The sequence below is a fragment of the Actinomyces sp. oral taxon 171 str. F0337 genome, assembly GCF_005696555.1.
GTDB lineage: Bacteria > Actinomycetota > Actinomycetes > Actinomycetales > Actinomycetaceae > Actinomyces > Actinomyces oris_E.
In genome coordinates this window covers 954,377-972,859 of record NZ_CP040005.1, presented here as the reverse complement: position 1 = coordinate 972,859, position 18,483 = coordinate 954,377, and the positions used below count along the sequence as shown (strand labels likewise).

The window sequence follows — 18,483 nt, the reverse complement described above, 5'->3', positions numbered from 1 at the left end:
CCCGCCCCAGTCGTGAGCCATCAGGAGACCGCCTGGGGGCCTGACTCCAGGAGCGCCACGAAGCCGTCCTCGTCGAGGATCGTTAGTCCCAGATCGCGGGCCTTGCTCTCCTTGGAACCCGCCTTGTCTCCCACGACGACGAAGCTCGTCTTCTTCGAGACGCTGCCCGAGGCCTTGCCGCCGCGCGAGACGATGGCCTCCTTGGCGCTGTCCCGGGTGAATCTCTCCAGGGACCCGGTCACGACGATGGTCAGGCCTTCCAGGGTCCGTGCCGGCTCCTCCTGCTGGTCCGAGGTCTCCTCCCGGGTACGGACCCCGGCGGCCTCCCATCGGCTGAGGATCTCGCGGTGCCAGTCGACCTCGCGCCACCGCACCCAGGACTCGGCAATGGTGGGTCCGACGCCGTCGACCTCGGCCAGCTCGGCGACGTCGGCCTGGCACAGAGCCTCCAGGGACCTGAAACGCGCCGCCAGGGCCCGAGCGGCGGTCGGCCCGACATGACGCACGGACAGGGCCACCAGGATGCGCCACAGTGGACGGGTGCGGGCCTGCCGGAGCTGGGAGATCATGGCGGTCGCGTTCTTTCCCGGCGCCGTCGCCCTCTTGACCCGCCCGTCGGCGTCGTAGATCTGCTTGGTCCAGAAGAAGCGGCTCAGGCGCCAGTCCCCGGTGGGAACCCCTCGGCGGGAGACGGGACGCCAGACGAAGACCTCGCGCAGGTCGTCCTCGGTCAGGTCGAACAGGGTGGCCTCGCCGGTGAGCACCGGTGTCTGCTCGGTGACCCCCGCCTGCTTCAGGAGCTCCTCGACGGCCTCCACCCGCTGAGAGACATGGAGGGAGTCGAGCTCGCCGTGCGGAAGGCTGAGCCGTCCGCCTTCGGTCTCCAGGCTACGCCCCGCCGCGAGCGCAGTCAGGGCCTCGCGGCGTCCGGCGTCGGGTCGGGTGAGGGCGCCTGCGGCCTCGTCTCCCAGCCCTTCGACGTCGAGGGCGCCCCGGGAGCCGATGTGGGCGATCCGCTCGGTGAGCTGGGCGGGGCAGGAGCGAGTGTTGGGGCAGCGCAGGTCGACGTCTCCGTCCTTGGCCGGTGCCAGCTCGGTGCCGCAGGACGGGCAGTGCGTCGGCATGACGAAGTCCCGCTCGCTGCCGTCACGCAGCTCGGCGACCGGCCCCAGGATCTCGGGGATGACGTCGCCGGCCTTGCGCACAATGACCATGTCCCCGATGCGCACGCCCTTGCGAGCCACCTCGGTGGCATTGTGGAGGGTGGCGCGGGCCACCGTCGAGCCGGCGACGAGGACCGGCTCCATCATGCCGAAAGGCGTCACGCGGCCGGTGCGCCCGACCTGGACGGCGATGTCCAGCAACCGGGTGCGGACCTCCTCGGGCGGGTACTTGTAGGCAGTGGCCCAGCGGGGTACTCGGGAGGTGTGACCGAGGCGCCGCTGAAGGGAGTGGTCATCGAGCTTGAAGACGATGCCGTCGATCTCGTGGATGAGGTCGTGGCGGTGGGTGGCGTAGCGCTCGATGTAGGCCTCACGCTCAGCGCGCCCCCGGACCACGGTGTTGTAGGGGGACACCGGTAGCCCCCAGCCGGCCAGCAGCTCGTACCACTCGTGCTGCCGGGTGGGCAGCTTCTCCCCCGGAGCAGGGGTGATCGCGCCGACCCCGTGGGCGATCATCGCCAAGGGCCGGGAGGCGGTGACGGCGGGGTTCTTCTGGCGCAGCGAGCCCGCGGCCGCGTTGCGGGGGTTGGCGAAGACCTGCAGGAGAGGGGTGCCGTCCGCCTGCCGCTGCAGGTTGCGGGTACGGCGCTCCTCGTTGAAGGACTCGAACTCCTGGGTGGGGAAATAGACCTCGCCGCGCACCTCGAGCAGGGAGGGGTGGGCGTCACCGGCCAGGACCAGCGGGACCGAGGCGATGGTGCGCACGTTGCCGGTGACGTCCTCGCCGGTGGTACCGTCACCGCGGGTCGCGGCCCGGGTGAGGATCCCGTCCTCGTAGGTCAGGGCCACGGCCAGGCCGTCGATCTTGACCTCGGCGGTCATGGCGAGCTCGTCGTCGCCGACCCCGGTCTCGGCGACCATGCGCTCAGCCCACTCCTGGACCTCGTCAAGGGAGAAGACGTCCTGGAGGGAGTACATGCGCTCATGGTGCGGGGCGGGGGCGAAGTCGGTGATGGCGCGCCCGCCCACCGAGCGGGTCGGCGATCCGGCTCTGGCCAGGAGGGGGTGGGCCGCCTCCAGCCCCTCCAGCTCCCGGTAGAGGGCGTCGTAGTCGGCGTCCGACAGGGGACTCTCGGCGTCGATCGCGTTGTAGTAGGCGTCGCGGGCGGCCTCGATGTCACGCACCAGCTCACTCCAGCGTTCCCGGGCGGCGGCGGGGACGACGCTCAGATCCACGGGGCTCTGCCGATCGGAGCGTGCCGAGGAGGAGGCCGGGGTAGGAGCGGGACCGCGGGGCGCGTCGATGTCAGTCATGGGGCCATCTTCCCCCAACCGAGCTCACACCGGGCTCTCGCGTATCCACAGTGAGCATGAGCATCCCCAAATGGGGAGGATGTCCACACCCGGGGGTGCCCACCGGCGACGTGACGGACTCCAGCGGTGATTCTGGAGGAATGAGCGCTATCGCCGATGTCCTAGACCTCCACCCGCTCCTTCCGGGAGAGACCTCGTTCTCGTCGTGCCAGCACTCGGCCGGTGAGGCGGCCGCGGACGCGGCTCTTGCCGCCTTGGCCGGACCATGGCACCTTGCGGTCCTGGACGGTCCTGACCGTGGCCTGGTGATAGCCGTCAGGGACGGCGCCTTCCTGGGACGGGGAGAGGTTCTCAGCGATCCGTTGGTGTCACGCCGCCATCTGCGTCTGCGGATTCACGGCGGTCGTGTCCTGGCGCAGGACTGTGGATCAGCCAACGGCTCCTACCGCTACTGGCACCTGGGACTGTGGTGGCGCGCCCGCAGGGAGATGAGGCTGAGGGAGGGGACGCTCCTGCGGCTGGGGGGCAGCGTGCTCGAGCTGCGCAGGCGTCCCTGCGACCTGGTGGTGGCGGCCCCTGCGGCGCCGGCTTCGTCAGCGGCATGGTTGATGGTGGGCTCACTGGTCTGCTTACTGGTCATGGGCTGCTCGGCCGCGGTTGCGGTCAGGACGGGGAGCCGCGGTGCGATGGGCATGGTCATGGTGGCGCCGATGGTCGCGATGACGATCATGCGCCTGGTGCCGTTCCTGCAACGTCGACGATCCCAGCGCACCGGGCGCGCCGGCGGGCCCAGATGGCGTGGTCGCCGGCGCCGCCGAGGACGCCGACCGGGTTGGAGGCACGGCGAGCCGGACCCTGCCACGATGCTGCTGGCCGTCGCGGCACGCTCCAGCATGTCTCAGTCCGTCCAGGGCTCCGAGGCCGAGGGCTCAACACCGGTCTCGACCTCCCAAGAGGTCCTGGCAGCCTGGAGTGCCGGGCGCCGACGGCGCTGCGTCCTATCGCTCTCCGACGGTGAGAGCCTGGCCCTGGTGGGCGAAGGGGCCGGGAATGCGCTGAGATGGTGGTGCACCCAGCTCCTGGCCCGCGATGAGGTCCAGCTGACCGTACTGACCGACCTGCCGGGTGACCCGCGGGACGAACGCACGGGTCGTCAGGACAGTGGGGAGCATAGTCAGGAGCATGAGGACTGTGAGGAGGAAGGCGGCCGACTGGGAGTACGCCTCTCCTGGGGCCCGCAGGCACGCCCTCACAGCGCGCAGATAGTGACCTGCTCGCATGACGAGGTCCCGCCGCAGGCGCTGAGCACGCGGCCCGCTCCGGCCGGGGCGCCGTCGTGCTCACCGATCTGGTGGGATGCGGTTCGTCACCTGAGCCGCTCCCGGATCACGTCACCGTCCAGGGCGTCGTCCCAGGTCGATGGGATTCCCGATCTGGTGCCCCTCAGTGAGGTCATGGACGACCTTGACGCCTACGAGCTGCGGGCGCAGTGGGAGGAGCAGTCGCGCTCGCCGGCTCAGGCTGCCCCGGCGTTGCCTGCGGTGCTCGGAGTGGGATCGCGGGGGCCCGTGAGAGCCGACCTGGTGGCGGACGGCCCGCACGCCCTGCTGGCCGGGACGACGGGTTCTGGAAAGTCCGAGCTGCTCATCTCGTGGCTGGTGCAGCTGGCACTGAGTCGGGCGCCGGATCGTCTGACACTGGTCCTCGTCGACTACAAGGGCGGTGCCGCCTTCGGTCCTCTCGCCGGCCTGCCGCACACGGCCGGGGTCCTGACGGATCTGGATCCTGCTGGCACCCAACGAGCCCTGTCCTCCTTGGAGGCCGAGGTGCACCGCCGCGAGCGGATCCTGGCCGCCCACGGCGCCAAGGACCTCTCCTGCCTGCCGCCACGGGTCGTCGTCCCCGATCTGGTGGTGGCGGTGGACGAGTTCGCCACCTTGGCCGGTGAGCACGCCGACGTCCTGGAGTCCCTGGTGCGCATCGCATCCCAGGGACGCAGCCTGGGGATCCACCTCATTCTGGCCACTCAGCGCCCTCAGGGGGCCGTGTCCCCGGCAATTCGGGCCAATACCTCCCTGCGAGTGTGTCTGCGGGTGCTCGACGCCGCTGACTCCAGGGACGTCCTGGGGCACGACGGGGCCGCCCGGCTCGGTCATCATCCCGGCAGAGTCCTGGTCAGTGGAGCCGGCAGCGAGCAGGAGGGCGTCCCCGGCCCACGAGGTCTCGGCAACGGACCTACTGGCCCTAGCAGCGCCAGCAACCAGGTGCTTCAGGCCCCCTGGTGCGGCTCAGGGCGTGAGGTCCAAGAGATCGTTGACCTCGTCTCACGCGCAGCCGAGGGACACGCCTCCCCGTGGCGCCCGTGGGCGCCGGCTCTGCCCACCTCGATCAACACGGCCCAGGCGCTCGAGCTGGGACGGCTTCGAGGCCCCCGGGCACCTGGCGGGACTGAGGAGCAGGGGGCGGATGGGGCACTCGCCCCCGCGGGCCTCACCGACCGCGCCCCACTGTCCACGCACGACGACGGCCGTCTTCTTCTCGCCGTGACCGACCTTCCTCGCCAGCAGAGTCTGGGGGTGTGGCACTGGCGGGTCACTCGCCCGCTGCTGGTGCTCGGGGCCCCGAGGTCGGGGCGCTCCACCCTCGTGGCCTCGGCCGCGACAGCGGCACTGAGCTCGGGCAGAGGGGTGCACCTGTGCGGACTCACTCCCCCGGCGTCCGACGGCTCCGGCGAGGCCGCCGACGCGACCTCACCCGTGCACGAACTCCTCACCCACCCCGGGGTGGGCACGGTTGTCGGTACGGAGGACCCGCGGCGCCTGGCCCGGTTGTGGGGGCTTGCGGCCAGTGGGCGGCTGGGCGGAGACCTGCTGTGCCTCGATAACGTCGACGCACTCATCCCGACCATCGATGAGGTGCTGGGCCCCGGTCAGGGAAACGCCCTGCTGGAGGCCGTCATCCGAACCACATCCGCAGCGGGCGCTCCCCTGCTGATGACCGCCCCGCTGGCCGCGTCCACCGCCCGGTGGGCAGGATCCATGGGGCTCAGACTGGTTCTCGGTGCGGCCACCGGCACGCAGGCCGCTCTCGCCGGTCTTCCACGTGGAGTGGTCACCGGTGGCGTCCCGGGGCGCGGCGTCATCCTGGACGGGGCTGCGACGACCGCCTGTCAGATCGTGCTCCGTGAGGGGTCCCCAGTATCCGGCTCCGACCACGACGGCGGCTGCGTGCTGCGGCTCGTGCCGCTGCCGACACGGCCCACCTGGGAGGACGTTCCGGACGGTACCTGGGCTGTGGGAGGGGACGCGGCTGCTCCGGTCACGCTTCCGGCTCGCACCAGTGTCCTGGTGACCGGGCCGCCCGGCTCGGGACGCTCCACGGCGCTGCGGGCGCTGGCTCAGGCGATTCCTTCGGATGCCCTCATTGTGGACGACCTGGACCTGGCGGACGTAGCCACCGTCACTCAGGTGGAGGCCGCGCTGGCGCGCTCCGATGTGGTGTTGGCCTCCGCCTCGACGGAGAAGGTGGCCACGACCTTCCGCGGCGCGATCTCCACCATGCGTGAGCGCGAAGCGCTCGTCGTGCTGTGGCCCGGTCTGCGCCATGCCGATCAAGCCGCCGGCGTCTCCCTGCGGGCGGTCACCGATCCGAGGGCGATGACGCTGCCCGGTCGTGGAGCACTCGTCTATCGGGGAACGTGCCTACCCATTCAGATCGTGCTGCCCCGGCCCGACGATGATCGCCCTATTGAACATTCTGTTTAACAGGCATTCTCAATGACGGAAAGTGGTGTTATCTCAACAGCTCCACGTCCTGTGAGGATCACGACAGGGTATAGGCGCAGGTCTCATGATCGAGGTCTTGCCCGCTGCCCACCGTCATGTGAAAGTTGTTCTCAGACGCGGCCGCCGTCCCCTGACAAGCCGGGCCGGCGCTAGCCGTATGACCGATGACCTTGTAGGGGGCCTTTATGGACTGGCGCAGCCAAGCCGCATGTCTCACCGTTGACCCGGAGCTCTTCTTCCCTGTGGGGAACACCGGTCCCGCTATTGCCCAGATCGCCAAGGCGAAAGAGGTGTGCGGCCGCTGCGAGGTGGTGGACACCTGCCTGAAGTGGGCTCTGGAGAATGGTCAGGACGCCGGCGTCTGGGGCGGCATGAGCGAGGACGAGCGTCGTTCCCTCAAGCGCCGGGCAGCTCGCGCCCGCCGGTCGTCCTGAAAACTGATCGAGTTTCTTTGCGCCGCGGTGTTCGCACGGTTAATCGTGCGAACACCGTTTTATTGATCCAGGCGTTTTCAACAGCTGGGATTCGACAGGTCAGGCGTCAGCCCTCGTAGCCCTCTGGTTAAGGCGGGCGTGAATGACGACGTCGGTCCCCCCTCCGCTCAGAGGCTCCCAGTCAATGACCCCCCGCAATTCTCCACGCACGAGCGTGGTGACGATCCGCGTTCCCAGACCGGTCATGAGGGTGTCCGGCGCAAGGCCGGCACCGTTGTCCATCACGTGGACCTCGAGCCTGTCCTCGTCACGGTGGGCCGTGACTGTCACGCGGCCGTCACGTCCATCGAGGCCGTGCCCGACGGCATTGGTCACGAGCTCGGCCAGCACCGTGGCCAGCGCCTGAGCCGTGTCAGCATCGACCACGCCGAAGGATCCTTCCAGCTTGGTGCTGACCTCACCTGTGGGCGTGGCCACGACCGCAGCCATGCGCAGGATGGAGGAGAAGACCTCATCGAAGTCCACGTGCTCGTTGACATTGTGACTCAGGGCATCGTGGACGGTGGCGATGGTGGTCACCCGGCGCTCGGCCTCGGACAGAGCTTGACGGGTCTCCTCGTTCGAGGCACGGCGGGCCTGCATGCGCAGCAGCGCCGAGACGGTCTGCAGGTTGTTCTTGACCCGGTGATGGACCTCCCGGATGGTGGCGTCCTTATTGAGCAGGACCTGCTCACGCCGACGCACCTCGGTGACGTCGCGGACCAGGAGCGCCGCCCCGGAGCGGTGCCCTCCGAGCGTCAGGGGGATGGAACGCAGAGAGAGGAACACTCCTTCGACCTCGACCTCGGTGAGCCAGGCCTGCCGTCCCATGAGCACCACGGCCAGCGTCTCATCGACGGGGGTGCGGGCAGGAATGATCGATGTGACGGCCTCCGCCAGCTGGATCCCCTCCAGCTCGCCATCGATTCCCAGGCGATGGAAGCAGGAACGCCCGTTGGGGCTGACGTAGACGATCCGCCCCTCCTCGTCCAGACGCAGGACGCCGTCGGCCACGCGCGGTGTACCGTGGCGGATCGTGGTGCCGGCACCTTGGATGGGGAAGTCACCCGAGGCGGTCATCTGGCACAGGACCTCGGCGATCTCCTCCATCTCCCGCTCAACGATGCGCCCGCCCCGGATGACGCCCACCGAGGTCTCCCGGGTGACGACGGCGATCGGTGTACCGGCGTGGACGACCGGGATGTACTCCTCCTGAACCGCGGCGGTGCCGGTCCAGTAGGGCTCGGCGGCGTCCTGGATCTGAGCGGTGGACAGTGACTCCATGGCCATGGCCTCACGTGAGGCCGGCATGCGCCGCCCGATGACGTCCTCGAGATGGACGGTGGTCCCACCGGAGGGGCGGGTATGGCCTGCGGCAATGAAACGCCCCGCGCGGGTACGCACCCACAGGACCAGGTCAGAGGTGGATAGGTCCGCAATCAGCTGCCAGTCGGCCACCAGCTGGTGGATCCAGTCAAGGTCGGCCTCGGCGAGGTCGACTGCGTCTCTCAGGGCGCTGGGCAGAAGATTAGGCACCTCTCAAGGTTATCGGCAGTGAGCGAACCCGGCTCGTCGAGCCGGCTAATTGCCAAGCAGAACACATGCTCAGGACCTTGACGATCCCGTTCTCAACTGTTCGAGCCGCGTCACGTCTCCCGGCCCCTCCGTGATCGAAACATGCCGCGGCCCGGTGAAACATGACAGGATCGCACCATGAGGAAGACCATCACCATCACCTATCCCGCAAGTCCGGCACGCACCGCGCAGATGCTCGCCGACCCCGCTTACCAGGAGGAGCGGGTTTCGAGAGCCGGACTCGACAACGCCTCGGTCGACGTCGCCCAGCGCGGTCAGGGGTTCGTCACCACCATCGCCGGGAGCATCCAGCCCTCCCAGCTTCCCTCGGTCGCCTCGCGGATCGTGCGCTCGGCGGTGTCCTTCACCGTGGCCGAGTCCTGGGGCGAGCCGAAGGACGACGGCTCACGCTCCGGCGGCTACGACGTGACGCTCAAGAACACCCCGGTCAAGGTCAGCGCCACCTCCACCATGGCTCCGGCCGTCGACGCCGCCGGTGAGGCCACCACCGTCACCGTCGACGTTGATCTCAAGGTCTCAGTGCCGCTGGTGGGCAAGACCATCGAGGAGAAGGCCATGAGCATGGTGGGGCGAGTCGTGGCGGACGAGGAGCGCCGCGCCACTGCCTGGCTCGCCGAGCACTGATCCGTGCCTTAGTCGCGCTTCGTTCACTCACCCTGATCACTCACTGTGCGCTACGTCGCCAGGTCTTGTTATTCCCGTGCTGCGTCTCTGTCCGCCAGTGGCGCAGCACGGGCCTGCACACCGGCTCGGACACCGAGTCGCGTTCCGTTTCATGGCACGATCAGGCCATGAGCACATCTAGCACAGCCGCCTCCGCCCCTAACGCCGTGTGGGCCGAGCGCACGGGCACCCGGCAGTACATCGGCCGCAACTCCTCCGGCGCCGAGGTGCGCGTCGGCATGGGGCCGGGCGAGTTCTCCCCCGGTGAGCTGATGAAGATCGCACTGGCCACCTGCAACACCCTGTCCGCCGACCACCGCCTGGCCAAGTCACTGGGCGAGGGGTTCGAGGCCACCGTGGGCTGCTCGACCGTCAAGAACGACGCCGAGGAGCGCTACGAGTCATTCCAGGTCGAGATCGTCACCGACCTGTCCTCACTCGATGCCGATCAGCGCGAGCTGCTGAACCAGCGGGTCGCGAGCGCCGTCGACCGTCACTGCACCGTGGGGCACACCATCGAGCACGGCGCTTCCTACACGACGACGATCGTCGACCCCAACGAGGACTGAGCGCCCGGCGCTCCGTCCGTTGATCCGGCCGCCGTCCCCGAGGCCCCCTGTGTCACTCAGGTAAGGAGACCACTGTGAACACCTCCCGCTCTGGGCGCTCCACCGCGCTCGAACGCGCCCTTGACAAGGCCCTCGCCATCCCGGCCGCCCGCATCGAGGAGCGCGTCGCACGGATGCGCCGAGACCGCCCCGGGGCCGACGCCGCCGAGCTCGTCGAGATGGCCGCCTCCCGCTTCCGGCGGGACGCGGGGCTGTCATCGGGAGCGGTCGGGGCATCCGCAGCGATACCGGCCATCAGTACCGGTGCGGCCGCCGCTCTGACAGTCGGCCAGAGCGCCGCCTTCATCGCCTCGGCCGTCACCTACGTTCTCACTGTCGCGGAGATCCAGGGGGTCCACATCGTCGACACCGAGCGCCGTCGGGCCCTGGTTCTCTCTGCCCTCCTGGGCAAGGAGGGCTCCGAGGCGGTTCAGGGCCAGCTGGGTCTGTCCTCGATGTTCTGGGCGGCTCAGCTGCTCATGCAGATGCCTCTGCCATCGGTGAAGTCGATCAATGCCCACCTCATCAAACGGGTGGCCAAGCGCTCGGCCGCCAAGGGTGGGGCACTGGCGCTGGGGCGCCTCCTCCCCTTCGGGATCGGGGCCGCCATCGGCTGGTCCGGAGGCCGGGCGCTGGCCAACCAGGTCATTGAGGGGGCGCAGGCGGCGCTGGGACCCCAGCTCGCTCTGGGTGGCTACGTCGACAACTCCCATGTCGAGGTAATCGACGCATGAGCGGCGTCGGCAGCGCGAGCGAGCCGTCGCCGCAGGCCGTCCAGTACCCGGCGTTGGCGCGGATGGGGCTCGTCCCCCCGCCGGACGTCGACGTCGCCTACGAGAACCTCCTGGCGGACGTTCTGACCAATGGGACCTCGAAGTCCGACCGCACCGGCACCGGGACGCGTTCGCTCTTCGCCCGCCAGCTGCGCTACGACCTGGGGCGTGGTTTTCCGCGTATCACCACGAAGTTCGTGGCCATGAAGGCCGTCAAGGGGGAGCTGCTGTGGTTCCTGCGCGGAGACACGAACGTGGGATGGCTCCAGGAGCGGGGTATCACGATCTGGGACGAGTGGGCCGATGACTCCGGCGAGCTGGGACCGGTCTACGGCTCGCAGTGGCGCTCCTGGCCCACCCGGGACGGGGGTGTGATCGACCAGATCTCCGGGCTCATCGATACACTGCGCACCGACCCGGACTCACGGCGCATGCTGGTCTCGGCCTGGAACGTCTCCGAGCTGGGGTCCATGGCACTGGCCCCCTGTCACGCCTTCTTCCAGTGCTATGCGGCCGAAGGCCGCTTGAGCCTGCAGATCTACCAGCGCAGTGCCGACCTGTTCCTGGGGGTGCCCTTCAACATCGCCTCCTACGCACTGCTCACTCACATGCTCGCTCAGCAGGCGGACCTGGAGCCCGGTGAGCTCATCTGGACCGGCGGGGACTGCCACATCTACGACAACCACGTCGAGCAAGTCCGCACCCAGCTCTCCCGAGTGCCGAGCGCCCATCCCTTCCCGACGCTGCGCCTGGAGCGGGCCGAGTCCATCGACGCCTACGACATGGACGACATCGACGCCTCCCAGGGCTACGAGCACCACCCCACGATCAAGGCCCCGGTCGCGGTATGAGCGGCCTGGGGATGATCTGGGCCCAGGATGTCACCGGCATCCTGGGGGCCGACGGCGGCATGCTGTGGCGCGTGCCAGCGGACTTCGCCCACTTCAAGACCACAACCATGGGCTGCGGGCTGGTCATGGGACGCACCACCTGGGAGTCACTGGGAGGCCCCCTGCCCGGACGGCGCAACGTGGTCCTCACCCATGACCGGTCCTGGCGGACCGAGGGCGCGGTCCGCGCCGGCTCGCTGCGCGAGGGGCTCTCGCTGGCTGCCCAGGGCCTGGCCTCCGAGCTGGGGCACGATCCTCGTGAGGGGGATGCTGCCGGGCTGCCCCGCCTGTGGGTCATCGGTGGCGGGAGCGTCTACGAGCAGGCTCTGGCCGACGGCCTGCCCGATGTGCTCGTCGTCAGCGTCCTGGACCTGGATGCCACCGAGCGGGCCCGCGAGCGCGGCCTGCCCAACTCGGCTCTGGTGCGCGCACCGGGAGTCAGCACTCAGGAGTGGGCCATCGATCCGTCCCTCTCCGACCCGCAGGGGCAGTGGCGCCCCGTGTCCGGGGACGCGCGCTGGCGTGTGGAGACCTGGCGGCACCTCTAGACGCGGCTCAGTGGGCGCAACGGGTCTTCAGTGGGTGGCATCATAACGAGCCCGCGCCTCAGTGACCGCACCGAGGTGGTCGGTGGCCCAGGCCTCAACCTGAGCGAGCGCCTCCGCCAGCCCCCTGCCTGGGTCGGTGAGCTCGTAGGTTACTCGCGGCGGGATCTCAGGGTACTGATGGCGCTCGATGAGTCCATCGCGCTCAAGGCCCCTGAGGGTCTGGGTGAGCATCTTGGTGGAGATACCGTCGACGCGGGTCGATATCTCCTTGAATCGTTGCGGCTGGCCCGCTTCGTGAAGCGCCCCGACGACGAGCACGGTCCACAGGTCGCCGAGCGACTTGAGCAGACCGCGTGAGGGGCAGCTGCGGCTATAGGGGTTGGGCGCCATCTCCCCCGCCTGCTGCATGCTGGTCAGCTGCTCAGTGTCGGCCACATTGTCTCCTCGTGTGCTTGGTCGCTGATCCGTCGTCGGCCGCCCACGCGCGTGAGCGGCCGACGACGGGCATGGGCGACAGATTACCTGCGAACCGGGAGCCCTACTCACTCAGGCACGACGGCGAGGCCGCCGGTCCAAGCGACCTGCTCCGTGACGCCCAGGGCGATGTTCAGCGCCCCGAGCGCCTCCAGACGCTCCGCCCGCTTGAGCTCGCCGGCGTCGGCCCACGTCAGTCCGGCGGCCTCGACGAAGGAGCGCAGGCTCGTCTTGGCCTCCACGGAGTCGGAGGCGGCCAGAACAGTGGCCGGGCGAGCGCCGATGGTGCCGCTCGCCAGGCCGGAGGCGAAGACGGTGTTGAAGGCCTTGACCACCTGGGCGTCCGGGAGCTTCGCTGCGAGCTCGGCGGTCGCGGAGCTACCGGCCGGGACGAGAGAGTCGAGAGTGGTGAAGTCCAGGGGGTTGGTCGGGTCGACGACGACCTTGCCGGCGAAGGCCTGTGCGCCGTAGGTGGCGATGACCTCGGCGATGGCGGTGTAGGGCAGGGCGAGGACAACGATGTCACCGGTCAGGGGCGAGCCGATCTCGGCGACCTCGACGCCCGACAGGTCGGTGGCCTTGGAGGCGTCGCGCACCAGGACCTGAGTACTGGCACCGGCCTTGACCGCCAGACCTGCGACCGCCGATCCGATGTTGCCGGCGCCGATGATGGAGATGGAGGGGACGGACATGAGAGCTCCTTGAGCGTTAGTTGTTGAACGAACAACTGAACTCTCTCACATGCATCCACTTTCCAATAGAGAGTGACTGTATGTAAGAGATCACTAACTGTCGTCGCGCACGATCTCTACCATCACTGACACGCCGAGCACCGTGGGCCTCTCGCGCTCAGAGCAGCTTCTTGGAGGTGAGCCAGTCAGTGGCGATGACCTTGGAGCTGAGCTTCTCGCCGGTTGAGCGATGGTTGAGGGAGCGCAGCTCGTCGGGGGTCAGCAGGGCCGAGACCCGGTTGATGGCGGTGGCCGCGATGGCCGGCATTGAGGCGGAGACCAGCGGGGTGACGTTCTGCGGGAGGATGAGCATCTGGGGGTCGGACAGGATGACGAGGTCCTTGGCCCTGATGGCGGGATCGGAGGAGTAGATGTCGGCGACGTCGACGGTGCCGTCGGTGAGGGCCTTGACGGTCAGAGGCCCGCCGGAGTCCTCCACCGGCGTGACGGAGGCGTCGACGCCGTAGACGGCCTTGAGGCCCTTGGGGCCGTATGGGCGGGTGGTGAACTCCGAGTTCGCGGCGATCGTGATGGGCCGCCCGAGCGAGGCCAGGTCGCCGATGGAGGTCAGGGAGTGGGCCTGGGCGGTGGCCTTGGTGACGGTCAGGGAGTCCTGATCCGTCGCCTCGGCCGGGTTCAGGACGGTCAGCGAGTGCGGCAGAGTCCTCAGCAGGGTGTCCTGGATGGAGGCGGTATCGCCGGCGGTGCGGGCGGGGGTCGCGGTGGTGGGGCTGCCTGAGGCGGAGGTCTTGCTGTAGTACTCCAGCAGGTTGCCGCCGTACTCGGGGATGACATGGATCTTGCCGGCCTCGAGCTCGGGCAGGTAGACCTCCCGCTGGCCGATCTGGTACTCGCGGGTGACGCTCAGGCCGACCTTCTCCATCATCTGGGCGTAGAGCTCGGCGATGATCTCGTTGGAGTAGTACTGCTGGCTGCCGATGATGATCGGGCCGCCGGAGTAGCCCCCCGAGGCGCGGTCGACGGCGAAGGGATCGGTATCGGAGCAGGCGCTCAGGGCGAGCAGGCCGGTGGTCGCACCGACGCCGGCCAGCAGGCCGCGTCGGGTCAGCTGCTTGCCGGGGCGCGAGTTGGACGGTGCGGTCATGCTGATTCCTTCCGGTGCTGCCGGGCACCCGGGGGCGTGACACCCCATTGGATGAGGGCGAAGATGGCCTCGGAGGCCAGGGCGAGGGAGATGACCAGGAGCGCTGAGGCGAGCATCATGACGTAGTCCTGAGTCTTGAGGCCCAGGAACATGAGTCGGCCGAGCCCGCCGGCGCCGGTGTATGCAGCCAGCGTGGCGGTGGAGATGACCTGGAGGCTGGCCGAGCGCAGCCCGCCGACGAGCAGCGGCGCCCCCAGGGGGATCTCGACCCGACTGAGCACCTGAAGCTCACTCATGCCGCTGGCCCGGGCGCCGTCGACGGCCATGGTCGAGGCCGCCCGCACCCCGCTCATGGCTCCGGCCAGGACACTGGGCAGGGCCAGGATGACGAAGGCGATCATGGGGGCGCTCAGGCCGACCCCGAGCACGAGGCCGAACAGCGTGATGAGGCCGAGGGTGGGCAGGGAGCGGGCCGCGCCGCTGAGCGACTGAACCCAGGTGCGTCCACGTCCGGTGTGCCCCACCCACCAGCCGGCGGGGACCCCGATGAGGGCGGCGATGAGGACACCGGCCAGGGAGTAGAGGACATGCTGGACAAGCAGCGGGCCGATCCCCATGGCCCCGCCCCAGTGAGCGGGATCGGCGATGTAGGCCAGGGCGGCCAGGACGAACCTCACGCCTTGCCCTCCTGACTCCCCGAGGTCGCGGCGCCGACACCGGCTACGGCCGCTCCGGAGGTTCCGACGCGCTTCCATGTCCAGGGCAGGCACAGCCGCCCCAGCGCAAGGACGAGCCCGTCCAGGATGAGAGCCAGGGCCGCGGTGGACACTAGACCGGTAAGGATCTCTGCGGTGACGCCGCGCTGGAAGCCGTCGGTGAACAGCCAGCCGAGGCTGCGCACACCGAGAACCGCTCCGACGGTGGTCAGTGAGATCGTTGAGACCGTCACCACGCGCAGGCCCGTGAGGATGGCGGGACCGGCCAGCGGCAGCTCGACGGTGAGGAAGCAGCGCAGGCGTCCCATGCCCATGGCGGTGGCGGCATCCAGGACCCGGGCGTCAACGGCGTCGAGCGCATCAGCGGTGGCCGGCACCAGGAGCGCCAGCCCGTAAAGGGTCAGGGCCACGATGACGTTGAACGGGTCGCGGATGCCGGTGGCCAGGATGATGGGGAGGATGACGAACAGGGCCAGGGACGGGATGGCGTAGAGCAGCGAGGAGCCGGTCACGAGAACAGCGCGCAACGGACGGGCCACGCGGGCCAGCCGGGCGATGGGGATCGCCAGGACGAAGGAGGCGATGATCGCGGGAACCGCCTGGAGCAGGTGGGCCAGCAGGTGCCCGGCAATGGTGGGCAGGTTGGCCAGGACCCAGCTCATACCCGCTCCTCCGCCTCCGCAGAGGACTCGTCGGCCAGGCGCCCGACGGCGCGGCCGGCCCGGTCCAGGATGATCCGGGACTCGGCGACGTCCTTGAGCCTCAGCTGGCGTGCGGCGTCGTCGAGGCCGAGGAAGCGGGCGACGAAGTCATCAGCCGGGTCGGCCAGCAGCTGGGGGCCGCTGCCGCGCTGGGCGACCTGGGCGCCTTCGCGCAGGAGGATGATCTCGTCGCCCAGGGCAAGGGCCTCGTCGACGTCGTGGGTGACGAAGATGATCGTCTTACCCAGCTCGGCCTGGATACGGACCATCTCGCGCTGGAGGTCACGACGCACAAGAGGATCGACGGCGCCGAAGGGCTCGTCCATGAGGAGCACCTCGGGGTCGGCTGCCAGGGCCCGGGCCACTCCGACGCGCTGGGCCTGGCCGCCGGAGAGCTGGTGGGGATAGCGTCCAGCCAGGTCGCGGTCGAGGTCGAGCATGTCCATGAGCTTGAGGGCCCGGCGCCGGGCGTCGCGGCGGTCGGCGCCCTGGAGGCGGGGCACGAGGGTGATGTTGTCAATGACGCGTCGGTGCGGCAGCAGCCCCGCGTTCTGCATGACGTAGCCGATGGAGCGGCGCAGGGCGACGGCGTCGCGGGTGGCGACGTCATCGTCATCGATGAGGACCCGTCCACTGGAGGGTTCCACCATGCGGTTGACCATGCGTAGCAGGGTCGTCTTGCCGCAGCCGGACGATCCCAGCAGGACGGTGGTGGTGCCGGCCTCGATACGGGCCGTGAAGGAGTCGACGGCTGGAGAACCGGATCCGGCACCCCTCCCAGCCGGGTACGACTTGGTGACGGCATCGAAGGTAATGGTGCTGCTCATTGCAGGTGCCGGGTGTCCTCTCATGGCCTGTGGCGGCGCGCCCTGATGGCGTGTCGCCACCGTACCAGCCGCCACCCGCCGATTTATCAGGTGGCAGCGTTTCCCAAGACGATTGGTGCAGAATTGCAAGCAAACACCCAGGTACTCACCATCGACACGTCGAAGGTATCGACGAGCTGCCCCCACTCAACACCGCAGCAGCGCGAACCATTCCCGCACTGCATGCCCAGGCTGCGACCCCGGGCGGGCTTTCCGGATCAGAAGGTCCGGATCAGAAGGCCGGGCGCAGGGCGACGTCGTCGGAGTAGTCGGAGGCAACGAGCTCGACACGGTTGCCCTCGGGGTCAAGCACGGTGGCCTCGTAGTACCCGTCGCCGGTCTCGCGAGGTCCGTCGACGACCGGCACACCGGCTTCCGACATGTAGGAAGCCAGGCGGTCGACGTCTTCGCGCCCCGGCAGGCCAAAAGAGACGTGAGCCCACCCCAGCCCGGCGGCCTCGCGCCCCTCGGCCAGCTCCGGACGGGTCATGATCTCCAGGCGGGTCCCCCGCTCGCCCGCGGGCGTCTCGGCGAAGTGGAGGATGTGGGTGCGCAGGCCGGTCCTGGGGTTCTCGTAGAGACCGTTGGCATGCCCGTCAAACCAGTGGGAGTAGAAGTCGCGGGCGCTGTCGAGGTCGGCGACCCAGATGGCGACGTGGTCGAGGTACGGCATGGTCATTCCTTTCCTGACGGTGAAGAATCACTACCGACAACCAGAGATGATCGTACGATCACTCTTCTAGGCAGCGATTTTTCAGCATTGAATCAACGGATTTCCGAAACTCCGATCCGTTGACACCAACAGTAGAAGACCATACGATCATTGTCATTGCTCGCTCTCCAGCAAAACGATCATCTCGTTGCTACCGATGCGGAGGAAGCATGCGCGAGAGTCCCCACGACAGGCGCCGCACGATACTGCGCGCCCTGAGCCCCACCACGGTCCACAGTGTGCAGGCGCTGTCCCGGCTGACCGGGGTCTCGGTCATCACCATCCGTCGGGACCTGGCAGAGCTGGCGCATGAGGGCCTGGTGACCCGGGTCCACGGCGGGGCTCTGCGTGCACCGCGCCGTGGAGCCGCCCGACCGGCCTCCATGCGTCGCAGGCAGGATGTGGAGATCAAGCGCCGTCTGGCGCAGGCCACTGCCGAGCTCATCGAGGACGGGGAGGCGGTCATCATCGACTCGGGGACCACCTGCGAGATGGTGGCTGAGCAGCTGGCCGGCCGCGACATCCGGGTTCTGTGCCTGTCGCTGGGAGCAGGGGCGGCAGTGGCCTCCGTGCGTGGAGCCGCGGTGACCATCGCGGGCGGCCCGGTGGATCCGGAGTCCCTCTCCCTGTTCTCCGCTGAGGCGGTCGAGGCGGTGCGCGCGTTCCGCGCCGACGTCGCGGTCCTGTCCACCTGCGCCGTGTCCACCCATGAGGGCATGACCGTCATGGAGTCCGACGACGCGATGGTCAAGCGCGCCATCATGGACTCCTCCACCCGACGCGTTCTGCCGACCGCACCGAGCAAGATCACCCAGACCAACACCTACCGGTTCGGGCGTATCGAGGACCTCGACACGCTGCTGACAACAAGCCAGATCGACCCCGAGGCACTCGAGGAGCTGCGGGGAGTCGGGGTTGACGTCGTCCTGTGCGACTAACGGCGAACGACCGGGTCGCAGCGGAGCGGCTTAGCCCAGCAGTGCTGCGATGGTGCAGGAGACCGCCAGCAGCGGGAGGATCCCCTGCTTGGCAGCTGCGCCACGGTGCGGAGCTGAGGCCAGGGCCAGGACCACGGCGGCCGCCAGCATGGCTCCAGTGCCAGCCAGGATGAGGGCGGCGCCGACGGCCACGTGCCCCAGGGCCGCCAGGGCGACTCCGGTCAGCGCCTGGAGGGCCAGGAAGAGGTTGTAGAAGCCCTGGTTGAAGGCGTAGAAGGCGTGCGGCCTGGCCTCTTCGGGCGTGCCCCCGAAGGTCTTGCGGGCCAGAGGCCCCTCCCAGGCGATGGACTCCATGTAGAAGATGAGGACGTGGAGGGCGGCGGCCAGGACGGCGAGGACCATTGCGGCGGTCAGCATGTGCGCTCGA

At 68.9% G+C, this 18,483-nt stretch carries 18 protein-coding genes; 8 read left to right on the top strand and 10 right to left on the bottom strand.

The genetic code is table 11. From position 1 onward, the window contains the following. Positions 1-20: 20 nt before the first annotated feature. Entirely contained in the window at positions 21-2,477 is a 2,457-nt protein-coding gene (gene ligA / locus FBF36_RS04355) for an NAD-dependent DNA ligase LigA (RefSeq protein WP_138137217.1), read from the bottom strand. A 140-nt stretch (positions 2,478-2,617) separates the two neighbouring features. On the opposite strand from ligA, the gene FBF36_RS04350 reads away from it, so the two are divergent. Both FBF36_RS04350 and FBF36_RS04345 read left to right on the top strand, forming a co-directional pair. Beyond that, the gene (locus FBF36_RS04350) at positions 2,618-6,241 is read left to right on the top strand and encodes an FtsK/SpoIIIE domain-containing protein (RefSeq protein WP_009396239.1); all 3,624 of its coding nucleotides are present in this window, start codon (positions 2,618-2,620) and stop codon (positions 6,239-6,241) included. Between the two features lie 206 nt (positions 6,242-6,447). Then, entirely contained in the window at positions 6,448-6,696 is a 249-nt protein-coding gene (locus tag FBF36_RS04345) for a WhiB family transcriptional regulator (RefSeq protein WP_003779481.1), read from the top strand. A 99-nt stretch (positions 6,697-6,795) separates the two neighbouring features. Here the strand turns inward: FBF36_RS04345 and FBF36_RS04340 are convergent, their stop codons facing one another. Continuing rightward, a complete protein-coding gene (locus FBF36_RS04340) occupies positions 6,796-8,271 on the bottom strand; it encodes a sensor histidine kinase (RefSeq protein WP_009396241.1) in 1,476 nt (491 codons plus the stop codon). Between the two features lie 177 nt (positions 8,272-8,448). Here FBF36_RS04340 and FBF36_RS04335 point away from each other — a divergent pair, with 177 nt between their 5' ends. The 5 genes from FBF36_RS04335 (at position 8,449) to FBF36_RS04315 (ending at position 11,813) form a co-directional block, all read left to right on the top strand. Beyond that, positions 8,449-8,955 carry a DUF2505 domain-containing protein gene (locus FBF36_RS04335; RefSeq protein ID WP_009396243.1) on the top strand — a complete coding sequence of 169 codons (507 nt, stop codon included), beginning with the start codon at positions 8,449-8,451 and terminating at the stop codon, positions 8,953-8,955. 167 nt (positions 8,956-9,122) lie between these two features. Further along, complete coding sequence (locus FBF36_RS04330; RefSeq protein ID WP_009396244.1) at positions 9,123-9,563, top strand: OsmC family protein; 441 nt, start codon at positions 9,123-9,125, stop codon at positions 9,561-9,563. A gap of 74 nt (positions 9,564-9,637) precedes the next feature. Then, the gene (locus FBF36_RS04325) at positions 9,638-10,336 is read left to right on the top strand and encodes a hypothetical protein (protein ID WP_009396245.1); all 699 of its coding nucleotides are present in this window, start codon (positions 9,638-9,640) and stop codon (positions 10,334-10,336) included. Continuing rightward, positions 10,333-11,226 carry a thymidylate synthase gene (locus FBF36_RS04320; RefSeq protein ID WP_009396247.1) on the top strand — a complete coding sequence of 298 codons (894 nt, stop codon included), beginning with the start codon at positions 10,333-10,335 and terminating at the stop codon, positions 11,224-11,226. The genes FBF36_RS04325 and FBF36_RS04320 overlap by 4 nt, the downstream gene beginning before the upstream one ends. Further along, the gene (locus FBF36_RS04315; protein WP_009396249.1) at positions 11,223-11,813 is read left to right on the top strand and encodes a dihydrofolate reductase; all 591 of its coding nucleotides are present in this window, start codon (positions 11,223-11,225) and stop codon (positions 11,811-11,813) included. Before FBF36_RS04320 ends, FBF36_RS04315 begins: the two co-directional genes overlap by 4 nt. A gap of 27 nt (positions 11,814-11,840) precedes the next feature. Here FBF36_RS04315 and FBF36_RS04310 read toward each other — a convergent pair whose 3' ends face one another. From FBF36_RS04310 to FBF36_RS04280, 7 genes are all read right to left on the bottom strand, one after another. Continuing rightward, on the bottom strand, positions 11,841-12,248 hold the full coding sequence (locus tag FBF36_RS04310; protein ID WP_009396251.1) for a winged helix-turn-helix transcriptional regulator: 408 nt from the start codon (positions 12,246-12,248) through the stop codon (positions 11,841-11,843). Between the two features lie 107 nt (positions 12,249-12,355). After that, entirely contained in the window at positions 12,356-12,979 is a 624-nt protein-coding gene (locus tag FBF36_RS04305; RefSeq protein ID WP_138137215.1) for an NADPH-dependent F420 reductase, read from the bottom strand. 157 nt (positions 12,980-13,136) lie between these two features. Beyond that, a complete protein-coding gene (locus FBF36_RS04300) occupies positions 13,137-14,123 on the bottom strand; it encodes an ABC transporter substrate-binding protein (RefSeq protein ID WP_009396255.1) in 987 nt (328 codons plus the stop codon). Beyond that, complete coding sequence (locus tag FBF36_RS04295; RefSeq protein WP_009396257.1) at positions 14,120-14,800, bottom strand: ABC transporter permease; 681 nt, start codon at positions 14,798-14,800, stop codon at positions 14,120-14,122. The genes FBF36_RS04300 and FBF36_RS04295 overlap by 4 nt, the downstream gene beginning before the upstream one ends. After that, entirely contained in the window at positions 14,797-15,501 is a 705-nt protein-coding gene (locus tag FBF36_RS04290; protein WP_009396259.1) for an ABC transporter permease, read from the bottom strand. Before FBF36_RS04290 ends, FBF36_RS04295 begins: the two co-directional genes overlap by 4 nt. Next, on the bottom strand, positions 15,498-16,367 hold the full coding sequence (locus tag FBF36_RS04285) for an ABC transporter ATP-binding protein (protein WP_009396261.1): 870 nt from the start codon (positions 16,365-16,367) through the stop codon (positions 15,498-15,500). Before FBF36_RS04285 ends, FBF36_RS04290 begins: the two co-directional genes overlap by 4 nt. 271 nt (positions 16,368-16,638) lie before the next feature. Further along, positions 16,639-17,079: a VOC family protein gene (locus FBF36_RS04280; RefSeq protein WP_198283005.1), complete on the bottom strand. Its 441-nt coding sequence runs from the start codon at positions 17,077-17,079 to the stop codon at positions 16,639-16,641. A 209-nt stretch (positions 17,080-17,288) separates the two neighbouring features. On the opposite strand from FBF36_RS04280, the gene FBF36_RS04275 reads away from it, so the two are divergent. Further along, positions 17,289-18,056 carry a DeoR/GlpR family DNA-binding transcription regulator gene (locus FBF36_RS04275; protein WP_009396267.1) on the top strand — a complete coding sequence of 256 codons (768 nt, stop codon included), beginning with the start codon at positions 17,289-17,291 and terminating at the stop codon, positions 18,054-18,056. A gap of 30 nt (positions 18,057-18,086) precedes the next feature. Here FBF36_RS04275 and FBF36_RS04270 read toward each other — a convergent pair whose 3' ends face one another. Next, positions 18,087-18,473 (bottom strand): DUF1304 domain-containing protein, encoded by a 387-nt coding sequence (locus FBF36_RS04270; protein ID WP_009396268.1) that lies wholly within the window; start codon positions 18,471-18,473, stop codon positions 18,087-18,089. Positions 18,474-18,483 lie beyond the last annotated feature (10 nt).

What these genes read in the sequence shown, in the direction of transcription:
- FBF36_RS04350 (WP_009396239.1), top strand. Translation starts at nt 2,618, where the DNA reads ATGAGCGCTATCGCCGATGTCCTAGACCTCCACCCGCTCCTTCCGGGA.
- FBF36_RS04285 (WP_009396261.1), bottom strand. Translation starts at nt 16,367, where the DNA reads ATGAGCAGCACCATTACCTTCGATGCCGTCACCAAGTCGTACCCGGCT.
- FBF36_RS04335 (WP_009396243.1), top strand. Translation starts at nt 8,449, where the DNA reads ATGAGGAAGACCATCACCATCACCTATCCCGCAAGTCCGGCACGCACC.
- FBF36_RS04270 (WP_009396268.1), bottom strand. Translation starts at nt 18,473, where the DNA reads ATGCTGACCGCCGCAATGGTCCTCGCCGTCCTGGCCGCCGCCCTCCAC.
- FBF36_RS04300 (WP_009396255.1), bottom strand. Translation starts at nt 14,123, where the DNA reads ATGACCGCACCGTCCAACTCGCGCCCCGGCAAGCAGCTGACCCGACGC.
- FBF36_RS04330 (WP_009396244.1), top strand. Translation starts at nt 9,123, where the DNA reads ATGAGCACATCTAGCACAGCCGCCTCCGCCCCTAACGCCGTGTGGGCC.
- FBF36_RS04290 (WP_009396259.1), bottom strand. Translation starts at nt 15,501, where the DNA reads ATGAGCTGGGTCCTGGCCAACCTGCCCACCATTGCCGGGCACCTGCTG.
- FBF36_RS04315 (WP_009396249.1), top strand. Translation starts at nt 11,223, where the DNA reads ATGAGCGGCCTGGGGATGATCTGGGCCCAGGATGTCACCGGCATCCTG.
- FBF36_RS04275 (WP_009396267.1), top strand. Translation starts at nt 17,289, where the DNA reads ATGCGCGAGAGTCCCCACGACAGGCGCCGCACGATACTGCGCGCCCTG.
- FBF36_RS04320 (WP_009396247.1), top strand. Translation starts at nt 10,333, where the DNA reads ATGAGCGGCGTCGGCAGCGCGAGCGAGCCGTCGCCGCAGGCCGTCCAG.
- FBF36_RS04345 (WP_003779481.1), top strand. Translation starts at nt 6,448, where the DNA reads ATGGACTGGCGCAGCCAAGCCGCATGTCTCACCGTTGACCCGGAGCTC.
- ligA (WP_138137217.1), bottom strand. Translation starts at nt 2,477, where the DNA reads ATGACTGACATCGACGCGCCCCGCGGTCCCGCTCCTACCCCGGCCTCC.
- FBF36_RS04305 (WP_138137215.1), bottom strand. Translation starts at nt 12,979, where the DNA reads ATGTCCGTCCCCTCCATCTCCATCATCGGCGCCGGCAACATCGGATCG.
- FBF36_RS04280 (WP_198283005.1), bottom strand. Translation starts at nt 17,079, where the DNA reads ATGCCGTACCTCGACCACGTCGCCATCTGGGTCGCCGACCTCGACAGC.